Source organism: Polaromonas sp., from assembly GCF_012927455.1.
Taxonomy (GTDB): domain Bacteria; phylum Pseudomonadota; class Gammaproteobacteria; order Burkholderiales; family Burkholderiaceae_C; genus Polaromonas.
In genome coordinates this window covers 595,602-616,914 of the sequence record NZ_JABBPE010000002.1, presented here as the reverse complement: position 1 = coordinate 616,914, position 21,313 = coordinate 595,602, and the positions used below count along the sequence as shown (strand labels likewise).

Below are 21,313 nucleotides of genomic sequence, written 5' to 3'. Positions count from 1 at the left end.
TGATGTTTTAGTGCTCTAGCCCATATAAGACGGGCGTAAATAGCTATCAAAATTATAGCTAAACTGACCGCTGCACGAATGGCGTCGGTTGCACAGGGCCGAATTTCTTGATGTGGGTCATGAAAACCCCAGTTTTCGGGGAATTCCGGAGTGCATTGGGGGTGTGAAGGTTTAGGCTGTTGACTGGCTGGCGCGCTGTTTGCGGTGCCGGGCAGCTCAAGGAGGCACTTTGCAACCCACCAACACCACCCAACCGGCCTATTTCCACAAGGTCGTCGACTGTCAATGGGCCTGTCCGGCCCACACACCCGTTCCTGAATACATACGGCTGATCGGGCAGGGTCGCTACAGCGATGCCTACATGATCAACTGGGTGTCCAACGTTTTCCCCGGGATATTGGGCCGCACCTGTGACCGGCCCTGTGAGCCGGCCTGTCGGCGCGGCCGGGTCGAAGAAAACAATGGCGCCGACGGCGCGCCGCCCTCCCGCCCCGAACCGGTGGCGATCTGCCGCCTCAAGCGCGTGGCGGCGGACCACAAGGGCGACGTCAAGGCGCGCATGCCCGCGCTGGCGCCACGCAACGGCAAACGCGTGGTCTGCGTCGGTGCCGGGCCTGCGTCGCTGACGGTGGCGCGCGACCTGGCGCCTTTGGGCTACGAGGTGACGGTGTTCGATGGCGAGGCTAAGGCGGGCGGCTTCATGCGCTCGCAGATCCCGCACTTTCGCCTGCCCGAGGAGGTGATTGACGAGGAAACCGGCTATGTGCTGGATCTGGGCGTGCAGTTCAAGAGCGGCCGGCGGATTGAATCGATGAAGAGCTTGCTGGCGCAGGGCTATGACGCGGTGTTTGTGGGCTGCGGCGCGCCGCGCGGGCGGGAACTCGATCTGCCGGGGCGCCAGGAGGGCGCCGCGCACATTCACATAGGCATCGATTGGCTGGCGTCGGTCTCTTTCGGCCACATCACCAGCGTGGGCGCGCGCGTCATCGTGCTGGGTGGCGGCAATACCGCGATGGACTGCTGTCGCTCGGCGCGGCGCCTGGGCGGCTCTGACGTGAAAGTCATCGTGCGCAGCGGTTTTGAGGAAATGAAGGCCTCGCCCTGGGAGAAAGAGGACGCCGCGCACGAGGGCATTCCCATCATCAATTTTCACGTTCCCAAGAGCTTTCAGCACCAGGACGGCAAGCTGCTGGGCATGACCTTTGAGAAGGTGCGCGCGGTCTATGACGAGCAGGGCCAGCGCAAACTGCTTGCCACGGGCGAGGCTGAGGTGTTTTTTGCCTGCGACACGGTGCTGCTTGCTGTTGGACAGGAGAACGCTTTCCCCTGGATCGAGCGCGACTGCGGCATCGCGTTTGAACGCTCTGGTCTGCCGGTGCTGGACAAGACCACTTTTCAAGCCAGCCTGCCGCAGGTTTTTTTTGGCGGCGATGCGGCGTTCGGACCGAAGAACATCATCAGCGCCGTGGCGCACGGGCACGAGGCGGCGGTGTCGATCGACCGTTTACTGCAGGGCGAATCGGTGGCGCAGCGTCCGGCGTCGCTGACGCAACTGATGTCGCAGAAGATGGGCATTCATGAGTGGAGTTACCACAACGATGTGTCGGTTGACACGCGCTACAAGGTGCCTTGGGCCAAGGCCGAGCTGGCACTGGCGAGCATTCGGGTAGAAGTAGAGTTGGGCTTTGATGCCGGCACGGCCTTCAAGGAAGCCAGCCGTTGCCTGAACTGTGATGTGCAAACAGTGTTCAACCGCGACACCTGCATCGAATGCGATGCCTGCGTGGACATCTGCCCGATGGACTGCATCACCTTCACCACCAATGGCGAAGAGGCTGACTTGCGCACGCGGCTGAAAGCGCCGGCGCGCAATACCGGGCAAGACCTGATGGTCTCTGCCGAGCTCAGGACCGGCAACATCATGGTCAAGGACGAGGACGTGTGCCTGCATTGCGGCCTGTGTGCAGAACGCTGCCCCACCGGCGCGTGGGACATGCAGAAATTTTTGCTAAATACCGCGCAGGCCGGACCGGACAGCCGCGATTCGCAGCCCTCCAGTCGCCCAGTGCCCTCGCTTCCCATGCTTTCCACGGAGACCGCATGAAACGCATCACCGCCATCAATGATTTCGTCATCAAGTTCGCCAACGTCAACGGCTCCGGTTCGGCATCGGCCAACGAGCTGTTCGCCAAGGCCGTGATGCGCATGGGCGTGCCAGTGAGCCCGCGCAACATCTTCCCCAGCAACATCCAGGGCATGCCCACCTGGTATGAGGCCAGAGTCTGCGAAAAAGGCTACCACGGCCGGCGCGGCGGCGTCGACATGATGGTGGCCATGAATCCGCAGACCTGGGACGCCGATGTGGCCGAAATCGAGCCCGGCGGCTACCTGTTTTATGACAGCACAAGGCCTGTACCTGAGTCAAAATTCCGCAAGGACGTTCATGTCATCGGCATACCCTTGACCGAAATCAGCAATGCGGCCTATGACGATCCGCGGCAGCGCCAGTTGTTCAAGAACATCATCTACGTGGGTGCCTTGTCAGTGCTGCTGGAGGTGGAGGCCGATGTCTTTGAAAAACTTTTTGCCGAGCAGTACAAGGGCAAGGAGCGACTGCTGGACTCCAACATCCAGGCGCTGCACCTGGGGCGTGACTTTGTGAAGCAGCATCTGGAGGCTCCGCTGGGCATTCGCGTGCGCCGCTCCGACAAGGTCGGGGACCAGATTTTTACCGACGGCAACAGCGCGCTGGCGCTGGGCTGCGTCTATGGCGGGGCGACGGTGGCCGCCTGGTATCCGATCACGCCCTCGTCTTCGGTGCCTGAGGCGTTTCAGAAATATTGCGACAAGTTCCGTGTGGACGCTGCCACCGGATGCAACAACTACGCCATCGTGCAGGCCGAAGACGAGCTGGCGTCCATTGGCATGGTGGTGGGCGCGGGCTGGAACGGAGCGCGGGCCTTCACCGCCACCTCCGGGCCGGGCGTATCGCTGATGACGGAGTTCATCGGGTTGGCCTACTTTGCCGAGATTCCGGTGACCATCATCAATGTGCAGCGCGGTGGCCCGTCTACCGGTATGCCGACGCGCACGCAGCAGTCCGACCTGCTTTCGTGCGCCTATGCCTCGCACGGCGACACCAAGCATGTGCTGCTGTTTCCGCAAGACCCGCATGAATGCTTTGAGCACGCGGCCGCAGCGCTGGACCTGGCTGATCGCCTGCAGACGCCGATCTTTGTGATGAGCGACCTGGACATCGGCATGAACCAGCGCCTGTGCAAACCTTTTGTGTGGGATGACGCGCGCGACTATGACCGCGGCAAAGTCATGACGGCGGCAGAGCTTGAAGCCGGCAAGGATTTTGGCCGCTATAAGGACGTGGACGGCGACGGCATCCCCTGGCGCACCTTGCCGGGTACCCATCCAAGCAAAGGCGCCTTTTTTACCCGCGGCACGACGCGCGACCCCTATGCTCGTTACTCCGAAAAAGGTGTGGACTACGTCTACAACATGGAACGCCTGCTGCGCAAGTTCAAGACCGCAGCCAGTCTGGTGCCGCAGCCGGTGCTGCGTGTCGCGGCGCAGGCAACCCCGTGGGGCGTGATCTATTTCGGCTCCACCAGCCCGGCCATGCGCGAGGCGCTGGACGTGCTGCACGAAGAGGGCGTACACGTCGATGCGCTGCGACTGCAGGCGTTTCCGTTTCCCGAATCGGTGAATCGCTTCATCGCCGGGCATGACAAGGTGTTCGTGGTTGAGCAGAACCGCGACGCGCAAATGCGCTCGATGCTGGTCAATGAACTTGACGTTGACCCGGCGCGGCTGGTACGTGTGCTGCACTACGACGGCACGCCGATTACCGCGCGCTTCATCGCCCGCGCTATTCGCCAGAGTGTGCAGCCGGCGGCACCCCGGCCCGCCGAGCTGCCCCGGCACAAGGAACCCGCATGACCTATATCGCCAAACCCCGGCTGCACCACCCCACGCTGACCACCAACAAGGTCGGTTATACGCGGCGTGACTACGAAGGCCGCATTTCCACGCTGTGCGCCGGTTGCGGGCACGATTCCATATCGGCCGCCATCATCCAGGCCTGCTGGGAGCTGGACATCGAGCCGCACCGCGTCGCCAAGCTTTCGGGCATTGGCTGCAGCAGCAAGACACCCGACTATTTTCTGGGCGCCTCGCACGGCTTTAACACCGTGCATGGCCGCATGCCCTCGGCGCTGACCGGGGCCAACCTGGCCAACCGCGACTTGCTTTACCTGGGCGTCTCGGGCGACGGCGACTCGGCATCCATCGGACTGGGCCAGTTCGCCCACGCCATGCGCCGGGGTGTGTGCATGGCCTACATCGTGGAGAACAACGGCGTCTATGGGCTGACCAAGGGCCAGTTTTCAGCCACTGCCGACAGCGGATCCAAGAGCAAAAAGGGTGTCATCAACAGCGACAGCCCGGTCGACCTGGTGGGGCTGGCGCTGCAGTTGGGCGCTACTTATGTGGCGCGCAGCTTTTCGGGCGACAAGGCGCAGCTGGTGCCGCTGATCAAGGGGGCCATGACGCACGGCGGAGCGGCTTTCATCGACGTTATCAGTCCTTGCGTGACCTTTAACAACCACGGGGGCAGCACCAAGAGTTATGACTACGTGCGTCAGCACAACGAGGCCGTCAGCCGCATCGACTTTATCCCGCAGCACAGCGAGATCAGCACGGACTACGGACCGGGCGAGGCGGTGGAGGTGAAGCAGCACGACGGCACCATGCTGCGTCTGCGCAAGCTGCACCCGGACTACGACCCGACCGACCGTTACGCGGCCATGAGCTACATGCAGGCGCACCAGGCACGCGGCGAGATTGTCACGGGCCTGCTTTACCTGGACCCGCTGGCCACCGATTTGCACAGGTCGCTGAACACCAGCGAGAAGCCTTTGAATGCGCTGGGTGTGGCGCAGCTTTGTCCGGGCGCCCAGGCACTGGAAAAGATCAACGCGGCCTTGCGCTGACAACATCAGGCGCAAGGCTCACCAGGCACAGGATTTAAATCGTTAATTGAAAGGAGCAACTACATGCCGGAACGCACTGTTTTCCAATCCATGTCGCAAAAGCATGTCCTAAGCCTGGGGCCGCAGTCCAGCGTGTGGGAGGCCGCCTGCGTCATGACGCGAGCCAATTGCGGCAGCGTACTGATAGTCGATACACCGGGCAACTTGCTGGGCATCGTGACCGAGCGCGACCTGATGACGCGCGTGCTTGCCAAGGCGCTCAATCCGGAAACAACCCTGGTGTCTGACGTGATGACGCGCAACCCCCATTGCGTGCCACCGGAAACGCGGGTGGCCGATGCGGTTCTCATCATGATTGAGCGCGGCTTTCGGCATCTGCCTATCATGGGTTCGGCTTCAAAAATTCTGGGCGTCTTCTCGGTGCGTGACGCGCTGCCTCGGGAAATCGGCACCGCGGTTGGCCTGGCGGAGTTTCATGAGCAGGTTAACGACGCGCTCGGCTAATTGATAAAGCTTGCCGGCGGTTGTTACCGTGGCTTGTCGGCGGCCGGTTTTCTGGGTGCCAGCGCAACTCGCTGCTCACGCGCCAGTGCCAGCGCAGCTGCTATGGTGCTGCGTCTTTTTTCCGACGCCAGCGGCTCCGTGGGCAAGGACGACGTGGGCTGATCGACCGGTGGCTTCAGCGTCTGTTTGTCACGGCCGTCGCCATCCTCCATATCTTCAATAGTTTGTGGTGCCGCTCTGGCGCTGTGCAGCGCATAGCGAGCACGTGCCAGGTCAGCCAGATGCTGCGACCAGGCTTGCCAGCCGGTCTGCGTTCCCGTGACATTTTCCAGGCTGATGCAGTCGACCGGGCAGACCGGAATGCACAGCTCGCAACCGGTGCAGTAAGGCTCGATCACGGTATGCATCATCTTGTTGCTGCCGAAGATCGCGTCGGTCGGGCAGGCTGTGATGCACAGCGTGCAGCCTATGCACCAGGCTTCATCGATGATGGCGACGCTGCGCGGGCCTTCACTGCCGTTGACGGAGTTCAGAAGCAGGGCGGGCTGACCGGTGATGCTTGCCAGCCGCTTCACGCCTTCAGCGCCGCCGGGAGGACACTGGTTGATGGCCGCGCCGCCCGAGGCGATGGCTAGCGCGTAAGCCGCGCAGTCAGGGTAACCGCAGCGCGCGCACTGCGTTTGCGGCAGCGCGGCGTTGATGCGGTCAAAAAGAAGGCTTTGGGGGATGGCGTTCACCCACCTATTGTCCTATCGGTCAAACCCCTTCAGACGCACCGCCTGCTCCAATCACTTGCCGCGCGGGGTCTTTCTGGCTATTGCCTTGGCAGCAGGCTTGGCGGCAGCCTGTACTCTGGTCTGCGCAGCGGCCTTCGGAGCAGATTTTGCCGCGGCCTTCACGACCGCTTTTGCCACCGGATTTTCTACAGGCTTTGCAGTGGGCTTGCTTGTCGCTTGCGCCAGCGGTTTTGCAACCGCGACGCGCACCGCTTCCACTGCCGGTTTTGGCAGGACTACGGGAGCTGGTGCTGCTATGGTTTTAATAGCTGATGACGCCCGATTTTCTTGGGCTGCGGCCTGATGATGGTCAATAATGAAGGCTTTGACGGAGGGATAGACGATATTTTGCCAGCGGCGACCGCTGAAAATACCGTAGTGGCCGGCGCCTTTCGCTTCAAGGTGCCTTTTATTGCCGGCGGGAACGCCACTGCACATGTCGAGTGCTGCCTTGGTCTGCCCGGCGCCCGATATGTCGTCAAGCTCGCCTTCCACCGTCATGACAGCGGTGGTCTTGATATCGGCTGGCTTCACGCGCTCGGCCTTGCCCGTAACGGATTTAACATCCCAGGTGCCGTTGACAAGTTTGAACTCCTGGAACACGGTTTTGATGGTGTCGAGGTAGTAGTCGGCGTCCATATCGAGCACCGCGTTGTATTCGTCGTAAAACTTGCGGTGTGCTTCGGTGCTGGCGTCATCACCCTTGATCAGGTCCTGGAAGTAGTCGTAATGGCTGTTGGCATGGCGGTCAGGGTTCATGGCGACAAAGCCGGTGTGCTGCAGAAAACCTGGGTAAACGCGCCGGCCTGCACCGGGAAAGTTGCTTGGCACGCGGTAAATCACATTGTTTTCGAACCATTCGTAAGGCTTGGTGGTGGCCAGATTGTTGACGGCCGTCGGCGACCGGCGTGCGTCGATAGGGCCACCCATCATCACCATGGACAGCGGCGTGGTTTCGCCGCGCGAGGCCATCAGCGAAATGGCGGCAAACACCGGTACGGTGGGCTGGCACACACTGATGACGTGGCAATTGCCATATTTGGCCTGCAGGTGGCGGACAAATTCCTGCACATAGTTGACGTAGTCGTCGAGATGGAAGGTGCCGTCGGACAAGGGCACCGTGCGGGCGTTCTTCCAGTCAGTGATGTAGACCTTGTGGTCCTTCAGCATGGTCTGAACGGTATCGCGCAGCAGTGTGGCGTAATGGCCCGACAAGGGTGCCACGATCAGGACAGCCGGCTGGCCCTTGAGCTTGGTCAGCGTGGCCGGGTCGTCCGAGAAACGTTTAAAACGGCGCAATTCACAAAAAGGCTTGTCGAGTTCCACCCGCTCGTGAATCGCCACGCTGGTGCCGTCGACATCGACCGTTTGAATACCAAAGGCTGGCTTTTCGTAATCTTTACCCAAGCGGTACAGCAGGCTGTAACCGGCCGCCAAGCGCTGGGCGAACGGATTTTTGCCAAAAGGCGATAAGGGGTTGCCGTAGACTTTTGCAGCTGCCTGCGCAAAGTCAACAAAGGGCTCCATCAAGGTGCGCTGGGTTTCATATACTTTATAAAGCATGGGTCAACCTGGTTTCTGTAAGTTATGAGCGGAATAGTAAAATGTTGCAGTGCAGCATAGCAGGGAACAAGCTGACTCGCATAGAGGACAAGGACTAATTCAGAGTGTTTTTTTACCCATTCGTGGTGTAGGCACCCCGCCTGCCTGGTCATCGGATGTTTTCTCGACCATTGCGATTTTAAGTGGCGACGGATCGCTCACAAACAAGCTTCGCTGGCTCTTTATAGATGAACGGCCTTACCGGCGTGCCGCTAGACTTGCTTTGGCTCAGGCAGCGCTTATATTGGAAAGCATACCGGCCCTTTGCAGGCTTGAGAAATTGCCCTAACTAGTTACAGGAAAAAAATGCTTCCAGGCAACGATGCCAACGCCATAGAGCGCGTGGCCTCCCTCAAAAAATCAGAAAGAATGCCGGTGCTGTTTCTTGGCCACGGCAGTCCCATGAATGCATTGGGCGACAACGAGTACCGACGCAGTTGGCAGGCGCTGGGGGCTGAATTTGGCTCGAAATGGGCACGGCCGCAGCTTATTTTGTGCATCTCTGCCCACTGGCTGACCGAAGGTTGGTGGCTGACCGGCATGGCCACGCCCAAAACCATTCATGATTTTGGTGGGTTCCCGCAGGATCTATACGACCAGCAGTACCCCGCGCCCGGCGATCCGGCGGCTGCGCAAGTGATTAGTCAGTTGGTCAGGCAGCGCGGCGCCTGTCCCCTGGGGCTGGATATGAATGAATGGGGGCTGGACCACGGCGCCTGGTCGGTGCTGAAGCCCATGTTTGCCCAGGCCGATATTCCGGTGATTCAGCTCAGCATGGACTACGGCCGTGCGCCAGAAGACCATTACGCGCTGGCCAGGCAGCTCAAGGCCTTGCGAGACCGGGGCGTGCTGATTGTGGCCAGCGGCAACCTTGTGCATAACCTGCGCGAGATGCAGCGCGGCGCCAGCGGTAGCCAGGCTTATGACTGGGCGCTGGAGTTCGACCAGACCATTGGCGGCTATCTGCAGCAGGGCAATCTGAATGCCTTGCAGAGTTTTCAAAAACTCGGGCAAGTGGCCAAAATGGCGCACCCCAGCCATGAGCACTTTTTACCCCTGCTGTATGGTGCCGGCGCGGTTGATGCCAGGGAGCCCATGCGGTTTTTCAATACCAACTTTCAGGGCGGCTCGATATCGATGCGCTCGGTGGTTTGGGGTTGATTTATTTCGCATTACAGCCGCTATTAAATTGATAGCTGCTAGCGCCCGTACTTATAGGGCTAGAGGCTTATTTAATAGGTAAAGCCGTTCGAAAACGGCCTTTTCAGTGCCTGGTTCGAAGGGCTTACATGACCTTGGCAATTGAGGCGCACACGTAGTCAATATTCTTGCTGTTCAGCGCTGCCACGCACATGCGACCGCTGTCGGTGCCATAGACACCAAATTCGCTGCGCAGGCGCACCATCTGGTCTTTGCTGAGGCCGGAGTAGCTGAACATGCCGATCTGGCTGGTGATGAAGCTCATGTCGGCCTTCACGCCGGCAGCCTTGAGGCCATCCACGAGCTTTTGGCGCATGGCCTTGATGCGCACGCGCATTTCAGCCAGTTCCTTTTCCCAGATGACGCGCAACTCGGGCGTGTTGAGCACGATGGCAACGACGGTGCCGCCGTGAATCGGCGGGTTGCTGTAGTTGGTGCGAATCACGATCTTGAGCTGGCTTAACACGCGCTCGGCTTCTTCCTTGCTGCTGCACAGCACGCTCAGGGCGCCCACGCGCTCGCCGTAGAGGCTGAAGCTTTTGGAAAACGAGGTGGACACCAGAAAACTGAGGCCCGCAGCCACGAACTTGCCAATGACAGCGCCGTCTTCGGCGATGCCTTGGCCAAAGCCTTGATAGGCCATGTCCAGAAAAGGCACCAGATTCTTTTCCTTGACCGCTGCAATCACCTGATCCCATTGGGCTGCGCTGATGTCATAGCCGGTCGGATTGTGGCAGCAGGCGTGCAGCACCACGATGGTGCCGGCGGCGGCGCTGTTCAAGTCCGCAAGCATGCCGACGAAGTTGATGCCGCGCGTGGCCGTGTCGTAATACGCATAGCTTGCAACGCTAAAGCCGGCATTGGTGAAAAGCGCGCGGTGGTTTTCCCAGCTTGGGTCGCTGATCAGCACCTTGGCATCAAGGTTCAGGTGTTTGAGGAAATCAGCGCCCACCTTCAGCCCGCCGGTGCCGCCTATGCCCTGCACAGTGGCGACGCGGCCAGCCTTGACGGGCTCGCTGTCGCTGCCAAACACCAGGCCTTTGACAGCCGTGTCGTAGGCGGCGATGCCATCAATTGGCAGGTAGCCGCGTGCCTTGGGTGTTTCCATCATCTGCTTTTCGGCGGCCTGCACGCACTGCAGCAGCGGTAGCTTGCCCTTGTCGTCGTAATACACGCCCACGCCAAGATTGACCTTGGCAGGGTTGGGGTCGGCGTTGAACTGTTCGTTGAGGCCCAGAATCGGGTCACGCGGGGCCATTTCGACGGCGCTGAATAAGGTCATTGGCAAAGACATGAAATATCCTCAAAAAGTAAAAAAACTAGTCAAAAAAAGAAGGGCCGCGCCAGCAGCGAGCTGCTGCCAGGGCAATAGGGGGGTGATAAGGGCTTGCAATTCCCGTTTTCGCCCGGATGTCGTACTCTGATAGATTGACTTGAATTTTAACGGGGCTTGATCGAGGTTCTATGCAAGGAGATATGAACGTGGCAGTGAACATGGAAGTAGCACCGGAAGCCATCGCCGATTCAGTGGATGTCGGGGGCGCAACTGGCGCAAACGGCGTCGGCCAATTCGTCCGCTTCCCAGGCTCGCCCTTTGAGTTATTTCAACCCTACCTGCCGGCGGGCGACCAGCCGCAGGCGATTGAAAAACTGGTGGAAGGCATTAACGACGGCGAAGTCTTTCAAACCCTGCTGGGCGTGACGGGTTCCGGCAAGACTTACACCATGGCCAACGTGATTGCGCGCCTGGGTCGACCGGCCATCGTGTTCGCACCCAACAAGACGTTGGCGGCTCAGCTTTACAGCGAGTTTCGCGAGTTTTTCCCAAAAAACGCGGTGGAGTACTTCGTCAGTTACTACGACTACTACCAGCCCGAGGCTTATGTGCCGCAGCGCGACCTTTTCATTGAAAAAGATTCCGCCATCAACGAGCACATCGAGCAGATGCGGCTGTCGGCGACGAAAAGCGTGCTGGAGCGGCGCGACACCATCATTGTCGGCACGGTGAGTGCCATTTACGGCATTGGTGCGCCCGAGGATTACACCCAGATGCGCTTCATTGCACGGGTGGGCGACAAGACCGGGCAGCGCGACGTCATTGCGCGCCTGATCCGCATGCAGTACAAGCGCAACGATCAGGATTTTTCCCGCGGCTCGTTCAGGGTGCGCGGTGACGTGATCGACATCTTCCCGGCCGAGCATTCGGAACTGGCCATACGCATCGAACTGTTTGACGACGAGATCGAGTCTTTGCAGCTGTTTGACCCATTGACGGGACGCGTCCGACAGAAGGTTCCGCGCTTTGTGGTGTATCCAAAAAGCCACTACGTGACGCCGCGCGACAAGGTCATGGCCGCGGTTGAAACCATCAAGCTGGAGCTGTCCGAGCGTGTCGGCCAATTTGTCGCCCAGGGCAAGCTGGTCGAGGCCCAGCGGATTGAGCAGCGCACCCGCTTTGACCTGGAAATGCTCAGCGAGATCGGCCACTGCAAAGGCATTGAAAATTACACCCGCCACCTTAGCGGCGCGCCGCCGGGCTCGCCGCCGTCCACGCTGTGCGATTACCTGCCCAAGGACTCGCTGATGTTTCTTGACGAAAGCCACGTCATGATTGGCCAGCTCAACGCCATGTACAACGGCGACCGTTCGCGCAAGACCACGCTGGTCGAGTATGGCTTTCGCCTGCCCAGTGCGCTGGACAACCGGCCCCTTAAGTTTGAAGAGTTTGAGTCCAAGATGCGGCAGGCTGTTTTTGTATCGGCCACGCCGGCCGCCTACGAGAAGGAACATTCCGGGCAGGTGGTGGAGCAGGTGGTGCGGCCGACCGGGCTGGTCGACCCGCAGGTAGAAGTGCGGCCAGCCACGAACCAGGTGGATGACGTGTTGCAGGAAATCCGCATCCGGGTCGAAAAGAACGAGCGGGTGCTGATCACCACGCTAACCAAGCGCATGGCCGAGCAACTGACCGATTACCTCAGCGAAAACGGGGTCAAGGTGCGCTATTTGCACAGCGATGTGGAGACGGTCGAGCGCGTGGAGATTCTGCGCGACCTGCGTCTGGGGGCGTTTGACGTGCTGGTGGGCATCAACCTGCTGCGCGAAGGGCTGGATATTCCCGAGGTATCGCTGGTGGCAATTCTGGATGCCGACAAGGAAGGCTTTTTAAGAGCCGAGCGCAGCCTGATCCAGACCATTGGCCGCGCTGCCCGCAACGTGAACGGCCGTGCCATCCTGTATGCCGACCGCATTACAGACTCCATGAAAAAGGCCATGGATGAAACCGAGCGCCGACGCAACAAGCAGATCGCTTTCAATGTTGAGAACAACATCACCCCGCGCAGCGTGGTCAAACGCATCAAGGATCTGATTGACGGCGTCTACAGCGAAAAATCCGGCAAGGAAGCCGAAAAGCTGGAGATGCAGAAAGCGCTGGTGGAAGACATGAGTGAAAAAGACGTCGCGCGTGAAATCAAGCGGCTGGAGAAACAGATGGTTGAGCACGCCAAGAACCTGGAATTTGAAAAGGCCGCCAGGGTGCGCGATCAGCTGCATGTTCTGAAAGAGCAGGCTTTTGGCGCACCGGGCGTTGACAACGTGGTAGCGATTTCCGGTGGCACGGCATCGACCTAGGGTTTCCCCCGTACTCGGAGCGCCACGGACTGTAAAATGGCGTCCGTGTTATACTTGACTGAAATAGTCAAGATACCCAGATAACAAAAAATGCCCTTTGAACACCGGTTGACCGGTTTCGGTGGCTGGAGGAAGAGTTCCCTTGGGAGCATCAAGCTTTCAGTGGGTGAAAAGACGGTCAAGCCAAATTTAAGGAGCTTGTTATGCGCCTCACGACCAAAGGCCGCTTTGCGGTCACTGCAATGATTGATTTAGGACTGCGCCAAAACAACGGCCCAGTCACACTGGCGGCGATTAGCCAGCGCCAGCAAATTTCCTTGTCTTACTTGGAGCAGCTGTTCGGCAAGCTGCGTCGGCACGAATTGGTGGAATCTACCCGCGGCCCCGGCGGCGGTTACACCTTGGGCCGTAAAGCCTCGGAAATCACGGTAGCCGACATTATTGTTTCGGTAGACGAGCCGATCGATGCCACCCAATGTGGCGGCAAGGAAAATTGCGCTGGTGAAGGCGGCCGCTGCATGACCCATGAGTTGTGGGCCTCGCTGAACAGCCGCATGGTGGAGTTTCTGGATTCGGTAACTTTGCAAAAACTGGTGGATGACCAGCTCGCCAAAGGTGTGGTGATCGAGAACACGCCGCAAGTGAAAAAAGCCATTTTCGCCGCGCCTGTGGTCAAGCCCATTCGCGTCAATGCGCCGAATTCGGTATTTGCCCTGGGCAATGCATTTTCGAAATCTTAAATGGCCAGACGGGTTTTGTTTGAATTGCATTGACCTCATGTCTCTGAGCTGCCAGCCAGCCTAATAAATAAAAAGCTAGCCAAAATGGATACTCCACATTTCCCCATTTACATGGACTACAGCGCCACCAACCCGTGTGACCCCCGGGTGGTGGATGCCATGATCCCCTGGTTGCGCGAGCATTTTGGCAACCCCGCTTCGCGCAGCCATGCTTGGGGTTGGGAAGCCGAAGCCGCAGTAGAAAAAGCGCGTGAACAGATTGCCGATCTGATTGGCGCCGACCCGCGCGAGATTGTCTGGACCAGCGGTGCGACCGAGTCCAACAACCTGGCGCTTAAGGGTGCGGCCCATTTTTACAAGACCAAGGGCAAGCACATCATCACGGTAAAGACCGAGCACAAGGCGGTGCTGGATACCTGTCGCGAGCTGGAGCGGCAGGGCTTTGAAGTCACCTACCTGGACGTGCAGACCGATGGGCTGCTTGATTTGGAGGCGCTGAAGGCGGCGATTCGGCCTGACACCATTTTGGTCAGCGTCATGTTCGTCAACAACGAAATTGGCGTGATCCAGGACATTTCCGCCATCGGCGCCTTGTGCCGCGAGAAGGGCATTATTTTCCATGTGGATGCCGCCCAGGCGACGGGTCGGGTAGACGTTGATTTGGCGACCTTGCCGGTCGACCTGATGAGCTTGACCTCGCATAAGACCTACGGTCCCAAAGGCATCGGTGCTCTCTACGTGCGTCGCAAACCGCGCGTACGCCTGGAGGCGCAAATGCATGGCGGCGGACATGAGCGCGGCATGCGTTCTGGCACCTTGCCGACACACCAGTGCGTGGGCATGGGCGAGGCCTACCGCATTGCCAAGGCCGAGATGCATGATGAGAACAAGCGCATCCTGGCACTGCATGAGCGCATGCTGGCTGGGTTGAAAGATGTAGAAGAGGTGTTTCTCAATGGTCATGTCGAAAAACGCGTCCCACACAATCTGAACATGAGCTTTAACTTTGTAGAAGGCGAGTCGCTGATCATGGGCATCAAGGGTCTGGCTGTGTCGAGCGGCTCAGCCTGTACATCGGCCAGCCTGGAGCCGAGTTACGTGCTTCGCGCCTTGGGTCGCAGTGATGAGCTGGCGCACAGCAGTCTGCGCATGACGATTGGCCGCTGGACAACTGAAGAAGAAATCGATTACGCCGTCGCCACCATCAAGGAAAACGTGGCCAAGCTGCGTGAACTGTCTCCTCTGTGGGAGATGTTCAAGGATGGTGTTGACCTGTCCACTATCCATTGGGCAGCGCATTAAAAAAACAGGCATTCAGGTGGCCGGTGGCTTTGAAACCACCTGCCGGTAAACAGCAGGCAGCAAGAACTCAGGAGCAAATCATGGCATACAGCGAAAAAGTGGTAGACCACTATGAAAATCCCCGCAACGTCGGCTCTTTTGAAAAGGGCGACGACACGGTAGGCACTGGCATGGTCGGGGCACCAGCGTGCGGCGACGTGATGAAGCTCCAGATCAAGGTCAATCCGAGCACCGGCGTGATCGAAGACGCACGCTTTAAGACTTATGGCTGCGGCTCGGCGATTGCCTCCAGCTCACTCGTGACCGAGTGGGTCAAGGGCAAAACGCTGGATCAAGCGGCGAGTATCAAGAATAGCGCCATTGCCGAAGAACTCGCGTTGCCGCCGGTCAAAATTCACTGCTCTATTTTGGCGGAAGACGCCATCAAGGCCGCAGTGAACGACTACAAGCAAAAACACGCCCACTGAAGCAAGCCGCCAAGGCCTGCGCGCGCTCGTTGACCTGTTAAATTTTTGAGTGATTTAAATGTCCGTTACTCTGACCGATGCTGCTGCCCGCCACGTGACTCGCTATATGAGCAAGCGTGGCAAAGGTGTGGGCGTGCGCTTGGGCGTCAAGACCACGGGATGCTCAGGCTTGGCCTACAAGCTTGAATATGCCGATGAGATTGCGCCCGAAGACGTGGTGTTCGAAGACAACGGCGTGAAAGTGCTGGTGGATCCTAAAAGCATGGCCTACATCGACGGCACGAAGCTCGACTTTGTTCGGGAAGGCTTGAACGAAGGCTTCAAGTTCATCAATCCGAATGAGCGCGACCGCTGTGGGTGTGGCGAGAGCTTCCGCGTTTGACGCGTCAAATGCTTAGGCCTGCTGAGCCGGTAGCGGTAAGCCGTCCTCACAGCGCCGCCTTCACTGAACGTGCCGGCGGCTTTTTCTTGACATGAACCTCCAATCCACCGACTTTGAACTCTTTCAGATCCCCATGCAGTTTGCGCAGGACCGCGCGGTGCTGGATACGCGCTGGAAAGAGTTGCAACGCGAAGCGCACCCTGACAAGTTTGCCGCCCAAGGCGTAGCCGCCCAGCGTATCGCCATGCAATGGTCGGTGCGCATCAACGAGGCCTACCAGCGCCTTAAAGATCCGTTGCGCCGCGCCGGCTATTTATGCGAGTTGCACGGCGCACCCATTCAGGCCGAAAAAAATACGGCCATGCCAATCGATTTTTTGATGCAGCAAATGCAGTGGCGTGAAGCGTTGGAGGACGCAAAGACCGTTCAGGATTTGGAGGAAATAGCGTCACTATCTAATGATAGCGGGCGCGAGCAGCTATCAAAAATAGAGCAGATGCTCGACATCAACAAGGACTTTGCGGCGGCCGCCCAGCAAGTTAGAAGCCTTATGTTCATCGAGCGTTTTTCCAGTGAGGTGGATGCCCGCATCGACCAACTGGGACAATAGGGCATTACAAGAAATTCTATAAACAAAGCGCCATGGCACTCCTGCACATCTCCGAACCCGGCCAGACGCCAGACCCGCACCAGCGACGCGTCGCCGTCGGCATTGACCTCGGTACCACCCATTCACTAGTAGCCAGTGTGCGCAATGGTGTCTCCGAATGCCTGCCCGATGCCGAGGGCCGGGTGATTCTGCCAAGCGTGGTGCGCTACCTTGACGCTGATCAGCGCCAGGTTGGCTATGCGGCTTTGGCCGCCCAGGTTGAGGACCCGCGCAATACCATCTCCTCGGTCAAGCGCCTGATGGGGCGGGGCATTGAAGACATCGGCAACCGCGCTCAGCTGCCCTACCAATTCAGTGACAAGCCCGGCATGGTCACGCTGCAAACCGTCGCCGGCGAAAAAAGCCCGGTAGAGATTAGCGCCGAAATTCTGGTCACGTTGCGCCATCGTGCTGAAGATACCTTCAGTGATGATATTTATGGGGCCGTGATCACGGTTCCCGCGTACTTCGACGAGGCCCAGCGCCAGGCGACCAAAGATGCGGCGCAACTGGCCGGCCTGAATGTGCTGCGCTTGATCAATGAGCCCACCGCGGCAGCCATTGCCTATGGCTTGGACAATGCCAGCGAAGGCGTCTATGCCATCTACGATCTGGGCGGCGGTACCTTTGATATTTCCATCCTGCGCCTGACGCAGGGCGTGTTTGAGGTGGTTGCTACCGGCGGTGATTCCGCGCTCGGTGGTGACGACTATGACCGCGCCTTGGTGGAGTGGGTGCTGGCCAAAGCCGGTCTGGCGGCGGACACCCTGACGCCCTCGGACAAGGCCGCTGTACAGCACGCGGCGCGTGCCTGCAAGGAGGCACTGTCGGCGGCAGAGTCAGCGCCGTTTTCAGTTCGACTGGCCAAGGCGTCGGTCAATTTTGAAATGAAAGCGGCTGATTTTGAGAGCGCCACTGCCCACCTCACACAACGCACGCTGCAGGCTGTGCGCAAGGCCTTGCGTGATGCCAAACTGGCCAAGGATGCCATCGATGGCGTGGTGCTTGTAGGTGGTTCCACCCGCATGCCGCAGGTGCGTAAAGCGGTCGGCAGCTTTTTCGGACGTGAGCCCTTGACCAACCTCAATCCGGATGAGGTAGTTGCATTGGGTGCGGCGATTTCCGCCAACCAGCTGTCGGGCAACCACACCGGCGCCGAACTGCTGCTGCTCGACGTGATTCCGCTCTCGCTGGGGATTGAAACCATGGGCGGGCTGGTCGAACGCATTGTGCCGCGCAACCAGACCATACCGACAGCGATGGCGCAGGACTTCACCACCTACCAGGACGGTCAGACTGCCTTGGCCCTGCATGTGCTTCAGGGTGAGCGCGATCTGGTGGCCGACTGCAGAAGTCTAGCCCGCTTCGAGCTGCGCGGCATTCCACCCATGGTTGCCGGTGCTGCGCGCATACGCGTGACGTTTACCGTCGACGCCGATGGATTGCTTAGCGTTAACGCCAGGGAGCAGGGCAGTGGGGTAGAAGCGCGTATCGACGTCAAACCTTCTTACGGCCTGTCGGACGAAGAGATATCCCGCATGCTGCAAGAGAGCTTTTCAACGGCCCAGCAAGACATGCAGGCGCGCGCGCTGGTCGAGGCTCAGGTCGATGCGGACCGCATGATTTTGGCCACGCGGAGCGCGTTGGCTGCCGACGCGAATCTGCTGAGTCCCAACGAGCGCGCGCAGATCGATAGTTTGATAGTTCTTCTAGGCGACGCGCGAGCGCATGGCGACGCGGCCACCATTGAAGCGTCTTCCCATGCATTGGCTCAAGGCTCTGAAGCTTTTGCCGCGCAGCGCATGAACCGTGGCATCCAGAAGGCCCTGGCCGGGAAAAGCATCGAAGCGCTCTGAGAAAAGACCACCAGGCACAAAAAAGTTAGATTGACACCCATGCCCATCATCAAAATACTGCCGCATCCTGAATACTGCCCCGAGGGCGCTGAAATCACGGCGCCCGCAGGCACCTCCATCTGCGAGGCGCTGCTCGATCACAAGATCAATATCGAACATGCCTGCGACATGAGTTGCGCCTGCACGACCTGTCATGTGGTGGTGCGCGAAGGCTTCAACTCTCTGAACGAACTCGACGAGAGCGAGGAAGACCTGCTAGACCGCGCATGGGGGCTGGAACCCCAATCGCGCCTGAGTTGCCAGGCTTTTCTGGCGCAGACCGACGTGACGGTTGAGATTCCAAAATATTCCATCAACCACGCCAAGGAAAAGCACTGATCTTGCGCGCGACTTGGGATTTTTCCTTTTTCTTCACTGCGGGCGGCGAAAGCACAGAGCGATAATTCGGGTTATGCGCCAAATTGTTCTGGATACTGAAACCACTGGTCTCTCCGCTGAAAACGGCGACCGCATCATCGAAATCGGCTGTGTCGAGCTCTTCGCCCGCAAGCTCACCGGAAACAACAAGCATTTCTATCTCAATCCCGAGCGCGACAGCCACGAAGATGCGTACAAGGTGCACGGCATCAGCAATGAGTTCCTGAAAGACAAGCCCAAGTTTGCTGCCGTGGCGGTTGAGCTGCTGGAGTACCTAAAGGACGCCGAGCTCATCATCCACAACGCACCCTTCGACGTGAGCTTTTTGAACAAGGAGCTGGAGCTTATCGGCCGCAAGCCCCTCAAGCATTGCGTGGCCAAGGTCACCGACAGTCTGATGATGGCCAAGGAGATGTTCCCAGGCAAGCGCAACTCGCTGGACGCCTTGTGCTCCAGACTGGAGGTCGACAATGCGGGTCGTACCTTGCACGGAGCCTTGCTCGATGCAGAACTGCTGGCAGACGTCTACATCAACCTCACACGCGGACAAAACAGCCTGATGATGGAAGTGGGCGGCAACACACAAGACGGCGCCATCGTAGCGCCTATGGATCTGAGCGTGTTCGATCTGCCCCTGCTGATGGCCAACGGCCGGGAAATAGCCGATCACGAGAAATTACTGGCTGATATTGACAAGGCCAGCAAGGGAAAAACAGTTTGGCGTAAGGTGCACGGCGACACGACGGGTGCTTTATCGGGAACGATGGCCTTAAACAGCATATAATGCGGAACTAACCGATAGGGCGGTTAGCTCAGGGGTAGAGCACTGCATTCACACTGCAGGGGTCGCAAGTTCGAAACTTGCACCGCCCACCAAAATTTCGAAAAAAATAAAGAGATTAAAAAAAGGCCAAGTCATTCGACTTGGCCTTTTTTATTGCCTGCAGCATTTCAGCCGCAGAAAGTTCCGATCAGTTTCAAAGCACCTCGCTGGCGAAATCGGCCAAGCGGGAACGCTCTCCGCGCGCCAGCGTGATATGCCCACCATGCGGCCAGCCCTTGAAGCGGTCCACCGCGAAAGTCATTCCTGAAGAGCCTTCGGTGAGGTAGGGTGTATCGATTTGCGCCAAGTTGCCCATGCAGACAATCTTGGTGCCCGGACCGGCTCGCGTGATCAGGGTCTTCATCTGCTTGGGCGTCAGGTTTTGCGCCTCGTCAATGATGACGTACTTGTTCAGGAAAGTGCGGCCGCGCATGAAGTTCATGCTTTTGACTTTGATGCGTGAACGGATCAGCTCGTTGGTCGCGGCGCGTCCCCATTCGCCAGAGCCGCCGTCGGTTTTTCCCAGCACTTCCAAGTTGTCGTCGAGCGCGCCCATCCACGGCCCCATTTTTTCCTCTTCGGTACCGGGCAGAAAGCCGATGTCCTCGCCTACCGATACCGTGGCGCGTGTCATGATGATTTCGGTGTAACGGCGGTCATCCAGCACCTGCGTAAGGCCGCTGGCCAGCGCCATCAGCGTTTTGCCGGTGCCGGCCGTACCTGCCAGCGTGACAAAGTCTACTTCCGGGTCCATCAGCAGGTTCATCGCAAAGTTTTGCTCACGGTTGCGCATGGTGACGCCCCAAATGGCGTTTTTCAGATGGGTGTAATCCTTCAAGGTTTTCAGAACGGCCGTTTTGGCCTGAATTTCAGTGACGCGGGCATACAGCGGTGGCTCTCCAGGCGTTTCAAAAAATACGAACTGGTTGATCAGCAGGCTGGGCACGATGGGGCCCGTGATGCGGTAGAAGGTGTGGCTGCCTTGCTGCCAGCTCTCAATGGTTTTGCTTTGACGCGTCCAGAAGTCAGTCGGCAGGGCCAGCGAGCCGGAGTACAGCAGGTCGCCGTCTTCCAGCACCTTGTCGTTCTGGTAGTCGTCGGTCATCAAGCCGAGAGCACGCGCCTTGACGCGCATGTTGATGTCCTTGGACACCAGGACTACCTCGCGCGGCGCGTATTCCTTGCGCAGCGCCTCCACCACGCCGAGTATCTGGTTGTCGGCCTTGCCTTGCGGCAGGCTCATGGGCAGCGTGTAATCCAGCGGCTTGGTCTGGAAAAACAGGCAGCCGCCGGCTTCACGGTGCCCGGTGGTGTCCAGCTTAAGACCCTTGGCGATGTCGGCACCCTGGGCACCAGCCAGTGCATCAAGGGTGCGGCTGGTCTGGCGGGCATTGCGGGCGACTTCAGTCATCCCTTTTTTATGACCGTCGAGCTCCTCGAGCACGATCATGGGCAGAAAGATGTCGTGCTCTTCAAAACGAAACAAGCACATCGGGTCGTGCATCAGCACATTGGTGTCCAACACAAACAGCTTGGCCGGTCCTGCGTGTTTGGTTTTCTTGGGTCGTAAGGCTGGTTGCCGTCGCAATAAGCTCTCTTTTTGGTAGCTGTCAACGCCCGTCTTTGTTAAGCTGGAAGGCTCTTTTCCTTTAAAAGCGGCCGGATGCTCGGCACTTCCGGAGAGCCGGCTGTCAAACAGATTGAGCACTGGAGACGGCTTTTGGGCCAATTCAGAGTTGTCCGTCTTTCGTGACACCTTGGCGGATGAGCGGGCCGGCGCGTCGAGCGCATCGGGGGAGAGTAGGGCGGCACGTTTGGTCGGGGCAGGAGGCAGGGGCATAGTGCTTAAAACTCTTTAAAAAGAAGCTTTCAGAAGTAAAAAAGCCGCCTGGAGACCAGGGCGGCTTTTTATGAACGCGGTTGCGGAGGTCAACAACATGACTTCATTATGCACAACTCAAG

General features: G+C 58.7%; 18 protein-coding genes and 1 tRNA gene. 15 read left to right on the top strand and 4 right to left on the bottom strand.

The window, feature by feature from the left end:
• The first annotated feature begins 229 nt into the window (after positions 1–229).
• The 4 genes from HHJ18_RS03455 to HHJ18_RS03440 all read left to right on the top strand — a co-directional run bounded on the left by HHJ18_RS03455 (position 230) and on the right by HHJ18_RS03440 (position 5,507).
• Positions 230–2,104 carry an FAD-dependent oxidoreductase gene (locus tag HHJ18_RS03455; RefSeq protein ID WP_296911532.1) on the top strand — a complete coding sequence of 625 codons (1,875 nt, stop codon included), beginning with the start codon at positions 230–232 and terminating at the stop codon, positions 2,102–2,104.
• Positions 2,101–3,951: a 2-oxoacid:acceptor oxidoreductase subunit alpha gene (locus HHJ18_RS03450; protein ID WP_296911530.1), complete on the top strand. Its 1,851-nt coding sequence runs from the start codon at positions 2,101–2,103 to the stop codon at positions 3,949–3,951. Before HHJ18_RS03455 ends, HHJ18_RS03450 begins: the two co-directional genes overlap by 4 nt.
• Positions 3,948–5,003: a 2-oxoacid:ferredoxin oxidoreductase subunit beta gene (locus HHJ18_RS03445; RefSeq protein WP_296911528.1), complete on the top strand. Its 1,056-nt coding sequence runs from the start codon at positions 3,948–3,950 to the stop codon at positions 5,001–5,003. Before HHJ18_RS03450 ends, HHJ18_RS03445 begins: the two co-directional genes overlap by 4 nt.
• Positions 5,004–5,066: 63 nt before the next feature.
• On the top strand, positions 5,067–5,507 hold the full coding sequence (locus HHJ18_RS03440) for a CBS domain-containing protein (RefSeq protein ID WP_296911526.1): 441 nt from the start codon (positions 5,067–5,069) through the stop codon (positions 5,505–5,507).
• A 23-nt stretch (positions 5,508–5,530) separates the two neighbouring features.
• Here HHJ18_RS03440 and rsxB read toward each other — a convergent pair whose 3' ends face one another.
• Both rsxB and phaZ read right to left on the bottom strand, forming a co-directional pair.
• Complete coding sequence (gene rsxB / locus HHJ18_RS03435) at positions 5,531–6,244, bottom strand: electron transport complex subunit RsxB (protein ID WP_296911524.1); 714 nt, start codon at positions 6,242–6,244, stop codon at positions 5,531–5,533.
• Between the two features lie 51 nt (positions 6,245–6,295).
• The gene (gene phaZ / locus HHJ18_RS03430) at positions 6,296–7,846 is read right to left on the bottom strand and encodes a polyhydroxyalkanoate depolymerase (RefSeq protein ID WP_296911522.1); all 1,551 of its coding nucleotides are present in this window, start codon (positions 7,844–7,846) and stop codon (positions 6,296–6,298) included.
• Between the two features lie 345 nt (positions 7,847–8,191).
• On the opposite strand from phaZ, the gene ygiD reads away from it, so the two are divergent.
• Positions 8,192–9,046, top strand: a complete 855-nt coding sequence (ygiD, locus tag HHJ18_RS03425) for a 4,5-DOPA dioxygenase extradiol (RefSeq protein WP_296911520.1) — start codon at positions 8,192–8,194, stop codon at positions 9,044–9,046.
• A gap of 124 nt (positions 9,047–9,170) precedes the next feature.
• Here the strand turns inward: ygiD and HHJ18_RS03420 are convergent, their stop codons facing one another.
• Positions 9,171–10,367 carry an amino acid aminotransferase gene (locus tag HHJ18_RS03420; RefSeq protein ID WP_296911912.1) on the bottom strand — a complete coding sequence of 399 codons (1,197 nt, stop codon included), beginning with the start codon at positions 10,365–10,367 and terminating at the stop codon, positions 9,171–9,173.
• 194 nt (positions 10,368–10,561) lie between these two features.
• Between HHJ18_RS03420 and uvrB the strand changes: the two genes are divergently transcribed.
• The 10 genes from uvrB to HHJ18_RS03370 all read left to right on the top strand — a co-directional run bounded on the left by uvrB (position 10,562) and on the right by HHJ18_RS03370 (position 19,404).
• Positions 10,562–12,715, top strand: a complete 2,154-nt coding sequence (gene uvrB, locus HHJ18_RS03415) for an excinuclease ABC subunit UvrB (protein WP_296911518.1) — start codon at positions 10,562–10,564, stop codon at positions 12,713–12,715.
• Between the two features lie 203 nt (positions 12,716–12,918).
• Positions 12,919–13,455 carry a Fe-S cluster assembly transcriptional regulator IscR gene (gene iscR, locus HHJ18_RS03410; protein ID WP_296911516.1) on the top strand — a complete coding sequence of 179 codons (537 nt, stop codon included), beginning with the start codon at positions 12,919–12,921 and terminating at the stop codon, positions 13,453–13,455.
• Positions 13,456–13,539: 84 nt separating this feature from the next.
• Positions 13,540–14,757: an IscS subfamily cysteine desulfurase gene (locus tag HHJ18_RS03405; protein WP_296911514.1), complete on the top strand. Its 1,218-nt coding sequence runs from the start codon at positions 13,540–13,542 to the stop codon at positions 14,755–14,757.
• An 80-nt stretch (positions 14,758–14,837) separates the two neighbouring features.
• On the top strand, positions 14,838–15,224 hold the full coding sequence (gene iscU / locus HHJ18_RS03400) for a Fe-S cluster assembly scaffold IscU (RefSeq protein WP_296911513.1): 387 nt from the start codon (positions 14,838–14,840) through the stop codon (positions 15,222–15,224).
• Between the two features lie 58 nt (positions 15,225–15,282).
• Positions 15,283–15,606 carry an iron-sulfur cluster assembly protein IscA gene (iscA, locus tag HHJ18_RS03395; protein WP_296911511.1) on the top strand — a complete coding sequence of 108 codons (324 nt, stop codon included), beginning with the start codon at positions 15,283–15,285 and terminating at the stop codon, positions 15,604–15,606.
• 91 nt (positions 15,607–15,697) lie between these two features.
• Positions 15,698–16,216, top strand: a complete 519-nt coding sequence (gene hscB, locus HHJ18_RS03390; RefSeq protein ID WP_296911509.1) for a Fe-S protein assembly co-chaperone HscB — start codon at positions 15,698–15,700, stop codon at positions 16,214–16,216.
• Between the two features lie 32 nt (positions 16,217–16,248).
• Entirely contained in the window at positions 16,249–18,111 is a 1,863-nt protein-coding gene (gene hscA, locus HHJ18_RS03385) for a Fe-S protein assembly chaperone HscA (RefSeq protein WP_296911507.1), read from the top strand.
• Positions 18,112–18,150: 39 nt separating this feature from the next.
• Entirely contained in the window at positions 18,151–18,489 is a 339-nt protein-coding gene (gene fdx / locus HHJ18_RS03380; protein ID WP_296911505.1) for an ISC system 2Fe-2S type ferredoxin, read from the top strand.
• A 73-nt stretch (positions 18,490–18,562) separates the two neighbouring features.
• Complete coding sequence (dnaQ, locus tag HHJ18_RS03375) at positions 18,563–19,312, top strand: DNA polymerase III subunit epsilon (RefSeq protein ID WP_296911503.1); 750 nt, start codon at positions 18,563–18,565, stop codon at positions 19,310–19,312.
• A gap of 17 nt (positions 19,313–19,329) precedes the next feature.
• A tRNA-Val gene (locus HHJ18_RS03370) sits at positions 19,330–19,404 on the top strand.
• A gap of 101 nt (positions 19,405–19,505) precedes the next feature.
• Here HHJ18_RS03370 and HHJ18_RS03365 read toward each other — a convergent pair.
• Positions 19,506–21,191, bottom strand: a complete 1,686-nt coding sequence (locus HHJ18_RS03365) for a PhoH family protein (RefSeq protein ID WP_296911501.1) — start codon at positions 21,189–21,191, stop codon at positions 19,506–19,508.
• Between the last annotated feature and the right edge of the window lie 122 nt (positions 21,192–21,313).